Here is a 258-nt window from a genome sequence, read left to right on the forward strand (position 1 = left end):
GTTTCCGCATGTGTTTGACGATTTATACCGCGCTATGGTTGCCGCAGGCGAAAAGTCAGGGCATTTAGACCAAGTACTAAACCGGCTTGCCGATTACACCGAACAGCGCCAATATATGCGCAGTCAAATAACGCAAGCTATGGTGTACCCCATTATTTTAGTGGTGTTTGCTATTGCAATTGTGTCGGTTTTATTAGGTACTGTAGTACCTAAAATACTTAAAACGTTTGAGAAAACCAAGCAAGTACTCCCTTGGAC

The 258-nt window shown here is 43.4% G+C and carries 1 protein-coding gene; it reads left to right on the forward strand.

From position 1 onward, the window contains the following. Nucleotides 1-258 (forward strand): type II secretion system F family protein (locus tag AAEY62_RS23280; protein WP_350636809.1); only part of this gene is annotated, 258 nt, incomplete at both ends.

The organism is Pseudoalteromonas sp. GW168-MNA-CIBAN-0100 (assembly GCF_040309225.1).
In the GTDB taxonomy this organism is placed as follows: domain Bacteria; phylum Pseudomonadota; class Gammaproteobacteria; order Enterobacterales; family Alteromonadaceae; genus Pseudoalteromonas; species Pseudoalteromonas arctica.